We start from the raw sequence: 5,552 nt of genomic DNA on the forward strand, positions 1-5,552 counted from the left end.
ACAGTAGTTTTACTTGAGCAAAATTTAGATTCCTTTTGGAATCACTTGAGAGATTAAACTGAAGAGTTTGATCATGGCTCAGATTGAACGCTGGCGGCAGGCTTAACACATGCAAGTCGAGCGGTAACAGATCTAGCTTGCTAGATGCTGACGAGCGGCGGACGGGTGAGTAACGCGTAGGAACCTGCCCAGTAGTGGGGGATAGCCCGGTGAAAACCGGATTAATACCGCATACGCTCTACGGAGGAAAGGGGGCTTCGGCTCTCGCTATTGGATGGGCCTGCGTGAGATTAGCTAGTTGGTGAGGTAATGGCTCACCAAGGCGACGATCTCTAGCTGGTCTGAGAGGATGATCAGCCACACTGGGACTGAGACACGGCCCAGACTCCTACGGGAGGCAGCAGTGGGGAATATTGCACAATGGGCGCAAGCCTGATGCAGCCATGCCGCGTGTGTGAAGAAGGCTTTCGGGTTGTAAAGCACTTTCAGTTGTGAGGAAAAGTTAGTCGTTAATACCGGCTAGCCTTGACGTTAGCAACAGAAGAAGCACCGGCTAACTCAGTGCCAGCAGCCGCGGTAATACTGAGGGTGCAAGCGTTAATCGGAATTACTGGGCGTAAAGCGCGCGTAGGCGGCTTGTTAAGCCAGATGTGAAAGCCCCGGGCTCAACCTGGGAACTGCATTTGGAACTGACTCGCTAGAGTACAGTAGAGGGTGGTGGAATTTCCAGTGTAGCGGTGAAATGCGTAGAGATTGGAAGGAACATCAGTGGCGAAGGCGGCCACCTGGACTGATACTGACGCTGAGGTGCGAAAGCGTGGGGAGCAAACAGGATTAGATACCCTGGTAGTCCACGCCGTAAACGATGTCTACTAGCCGTTGGGAAACTTGATTTCTTAGTGGCGCAGCTAACGCACTAAGTAGACCGCCTGGGGAGTACGGCCGCAAGGTTAAAACTCAAATGAATTGACGGGGGCCCGCACAAGCGGTGGAGCATGTGGTTTAATTCGATGCAACGCGAAGAACCTTACCTGGTCTTGACATCCTGCGAACTTTCTAGAGATAGATTGGTGCCTTCGGGAACGCAGTGACAGGTGCTGCATGGCTGTCGTCAGCTCGTGTTGTGAAATGTTGGGTTAAGTCCCGTAACGAGCGCAACCCTTATCCTTATTTGCCAGCACTTCGGGTGGGAACTCTAAGGAGACTGCCGGTGACAAACCGGAGGAAGGTGGGGACGACGTCAAGTCATCATGGCCCTTACGACCAGGGCTACACACGTGCTACAATGGCAAGTACAAAGGGACGCTAAGCCGCGAGGTGGAGCTAATCCCAGAAAACTTGTCGTAGTCCGGATTGGAGTCTGCAACTCGACTCCATGAAGTCGGAATCGCTAGTAATCGTGAATCAGAATGTCACGGTGAATACGTTCCCGGGCCTTGTACACACCGCCCGTCACACCATGGGAGTGGATTGCACCAGAAGTAGTTAGTCTAACCTTCGGGAGGACGATTACCACGGTGTGGTTCATGACTGGGGTGAAGTCGTAACAAGGTAGCCCTAGGGGAACCTGGGGCTGGATCACCTCCTTAAACGAAACGGACTCATTTTGGTCAGAGTTCACACGAATTGCTTGGTTGGTATTTAGAGAGCGAAAGGGCATAGGCCCTAGAAGGCCTGTAGCTCAGGTGGTTAGAGCGCACCCCTGATAAGGGTGAGGTCGGCAGTTCAAGTCTGCCCAGGCCTACCAATTTTCCATTATGCTTCGTTAACGCATTGCTCACGTACTGTTAGTACGCGACGCAAGACGTTCCTCGCCTAATAGAAAATATACCTTATTAAGGTTTGCAAAAACCGCTGTAAATTGGGGCTATAGCTCAGCTGGGAGAGCGCCTGCCTTGCACGCAGGAGGTCAGCAGTTCGATCCTGCTTAGCTCCACCAATTTCTTCTGCTCATAACTAAAATTATTCGATAAAGGCGTTGGCTTTTGTTGAGTTGTTTTAGTTCTGATCAGAGATCAGAAAGCTCTTTAACAATTTGGAATGTGATAGTAGAAAGGCATTGTTAGTAGTTGTGATGACTATTGATGGTGCAATGCTAAATACTATGTGCCCATCACTATCAGCGATGGTGTATGTAGTATGGATAATGTAAGAAATGAGATTCATATCAAGCGTTATCCGGCGAAAACGTTACGATTTGGTCGTTATATGACTCGAGACTAGGATGGTAAAAGGTCGTCCTGGAGGACTCTTTGGGTTATATAGTCAAGCGACTAAGCGCATACGGTGGATGCCTTGGCAGTCAGAGGCGATGAAGGACGTAGAAACCTGCGATAAGCGTTGGTAAGCTGGTAAACGAGCTTTGACCCAACGATTTCCGAATGGGGAAACCCATCCGTCATAAGGCGGATATCCTGCACTGAATACATAGGTGTAGGAAGCGAACCCGGAGAACTGAAACATCTAAGTACCCGGAGGAAAAGAAATCAACCGAGATTCCCCTAGTAGCGGCGAGCGAACGGGGAGTAGCCGATGGTTGTTGTGTTAGTGGAATGCTCTGGAAAGTGCAGCAATAGAGGGTGATAGCCCCGTACACGAAGACACAGCGATCACATATTAAGTAGGACGGGACACGTGTTATCTTGTCTGAAGATGGGGGGACCATCCTCCAAGGCTAAATACTCCTGACTGACCGATAGTGAACCAGTACCGTGAGGGAAAGGCGAAAAGAACCCCTGTGAGGGGAGTGAAATAGATCCTGAAACCGTATGCGTACAAGCAGTGGGAGCAGACTTGTTCTGTGACTGCGTACCTTTTGTATAATGGGTCAGCGACTTAATTTTAGTAGCAAGGTTAACCGTATAGGGGAGCCGTAGGGAAACCGAGTCTTAATAGGGCGCATAGTTGCTAGGATTAGACCCGAAACCGAGTGATCTATCCATGAGCAGGTTGAAGGTTAGGTAACACTGACTGGAGGACCGAACCCACTGTCGTTGAAAAGCCAGGGGATGACTTGTGGATAGGAGTGAAAGGCTAATCAAACTCGGAGATAGCTGGTTCTCCTCGAAAGCTATTTAGGTAGCGCCTCGTGTATCACCATAGGGGGTAGAGCACTGTTTGGGCTAGGGGGTCATCCCGACTTACCAACCCCATGCAAACTCCGAATACCTATGAGTGCGAGCACGGGAGACACACTGCGGGTGCTAACGTCCGTTGTGGAGAGGGCAACAACCCAGACCGCCAGCTAAGGTCCCAAATTCATAGTTAAGTGGGAAACGATGTGGGAAGGCTTAGACAGCTAGGAGGTTGGCTTAGAAGCAGCCATCCTTTAAAGAAAGCGTAATAGCTCACTAGTCGAGTCGGCCTGCGCGGAAGATTTAACGGGGCTCAAACTATGAACCGAAGCTGCGGATATAGATTTATCTATATGGTAGAGGAGCGTTCTGTAAGCCGTTGAAGGTGAATCGAGAGGTTTGCTGGAGGTATCAGAAGTGCGAATGCTGACATGAGTAACGATAAGGGGAGTGAAAAACTTCCCCGCCGGAAGACCAAGGGTTCCTGCGCAACGCTAATCGGCGCAGGGTGAGTCGGCCCCTAAGGCGAGGCTGAGAAGCGTAGTCGATGGGAAACAGGTTAATATTCCTGTACTTCTTTATATTGCGATGGAGAGACGGAGAAAGCTAGGCCAGCATGGCGATGGTTGTCCATGTTTAAGGTTGTAGGCTGGGGGATTAGGCAAATCCGGTCCCCTAAGGCTGAGAACTGATGACGAGATCCTACGGGATTGAAGTGGTTGATGCTCTGCTTCCAGGAAAAACTTCTAAGCTTCAGATATAAAGAAACCGTACCCCAAACCGACACAGGTGGTCAGGTAGAGAATACCAAGGCGCTTGAGAGAACTCGGGTGAAGGAACTAGGCAAAATGGTACCGTAACTTCGGGAGAAGGTACGCTGCTGCCGGTGATGGGACTTGCTCCCTAAGCTAGCGGCAGTCGAAGATACCAGTTAGCTGCGACTGTTTATTAAAAACACAGCACTCTGCAAACTCGAAAGAGGACGTATAGGGTGTGACACCTGCCCGGTGCCGGAAGGTTAATTGATGGGGTTAGCGTATGCGAAGCTCTTGATCGAAGCCCCGGTAAACGGCGGCCGTAACTATAACGGTCCTAAGGTAGCGAAATTCCTTGTCGGGTAAGTTCCGACCTGCACGAATGGTGTAACGATGGCTAAGCTGTCTCCACCCGAGACTCAGTGAAATTGAAATCGCTGTTAAGATGCAGCGTATCCGCGGCTAGACGGAAAGACCCCGTGAACCTTTACTACAGCTTCACAGTGAACTTTGAGCCTACTTGTGTAGGATAGGTGGGAGGCTTTGAAACATGCACGCCAGTGTGTGTGGAGCCATCCTTGAAATACCACCCTGGTATGTTTGAGGTTCTAACTCAGGTCCATTATCTGGATCGAGGACACTGTGTGGTGGGTAGTTTGACTGGGGCGGTCTCCTCCCAAAGAGTAACGGAGGAGCACGAAGGTGGGCTAAGCATGGTCGGACATCATGCGGTTAGTGTAATGGCATAAGCCCGCTTAACTGCGAGACAGACACGTCGAGCAGGTACGAAAGTAGGTCATAGTGATCCGGTGGTTCTGTATGGAAGGGCCATCGCTCAACGGATAAAAGGTACTCCGGGGATAACAGGCTGATACCGCCCAAGAGTTCACATCGACGGCGGTGTTTGGCACCTCGATGTCGGCTCATCACATCCTGGGGCTGAAGCCGGTCCCAAGGGTATGGCTGTTCGCCATTTAAAGTGGTACGCGAGCTGGGTTTAGAACGTCGTGAGACAGTTCGGTCCCTATCTGCCGTGGACGTTGGAAAATTGAGAAGAGCTGCTCCTAGTACGAGAGGACCGGAGTGGACGAACCTCTGGTGTTCGGGTTGTCATGCCAATGGCATTGCCCGGTAGCTATGTTCGGACAGGATAACCGCTGAAGGCATCTAAGCGGGAAGCCCCCTTCAAGATAAGTTTTCCCTGATTCCTTGAGAATCCTAAAGGGCCCTTAAAGACTATGAGGTTGATAGGCTGGGTGTGTAAGCGTTGTGAGGCGTTGAGCTAACCAGTACTAATTGCCCGTGAGGCTTGACTATATAACGCCAAAGACGCTTCGAGAGAAGTCTCTGGTGTAAAGTCCAGATCGAACGAAAGACGGATAACGAAATGATGTGAGTCGAACATCATCCAAGCGCTACTATCGCTTCCAATGTTAAAGACAACAGCAGAATTAAGTGTTGGTGATCAGTGATGGTCTTCAACCAGAGTTTTGCCTGACGACCATAGAGAACTGGAACCACCTGATCCCATCCCGAACTCAGAAGTGAAACGGTTCATCGCCGATGGTAGTGTGGGAGGTCCCATGTGAGAGTAGGTCATCGTCAGGCTTTAATCAGAAACCCCAGCAGACANCCTGCTGGGGTTTTTTTATGTCCTATAGTCAAGATATAACGCTTGGACGGATAAGGATGTACCTTTGTGCAAGAATCAGTGATCTACCGT

General features: G+C 50.4%; 2 tRNA genes and 3 rRNA genes. All 5 read left to right on the forward strand.

The features are described 5' to 3' along the window. Positions 1 to 55: 55 nt before the first annotated feature. The 5 genes from A3750_RS03885 (at position 56) to rrf (ending at position 5,437) form a co-directional block, all read left to right on the forward strand. Positions 56 to 1,589, forward strand: a 16S ribosomal RNA gene (locus A3750_RS03885). 81 nt (positions 1,590 to 1,670) lie between these two features. Beyond that, a tRNA-Ile gene (locus A3750_RS03890) sits at positions 1,671 to 1,747 on the forward strand. A gap of 116 nt (positions 1,748 to 1,863) precedes the next feature. After that, positions 1,864 to 1,939: transfer RNA gene (locus A3750_RS03895), tRNA-Ala, on the forward strand. A gap of 324 nt (positions 1,940 to 2,263) precedes the next feature. Continuing rightward, a 23S ribosomal RNA gene (locus tag A3750_RS03900) occupies positions 2,264 to 5,146 on the forward strand. 176 nt (positions 5,147 to 5,322) lie between these two features. Beyond that, positions 5,323 to 5,437, forward strand: a 5S ribosomal RNA gene (rrf, locus tag A3750_RS03905). Together the 16S, 23S and 5S rRNA genes with 2 tRNA genes alongside form the textbook arrangement of a ribosomal RNA operon. The last annotated feature ends 115 nt before the right edge of the window (positions 5,438 to 5,552 follow it).

Source organism: Oleiphilus sp. HI0079, assembly GCF_001635105.1.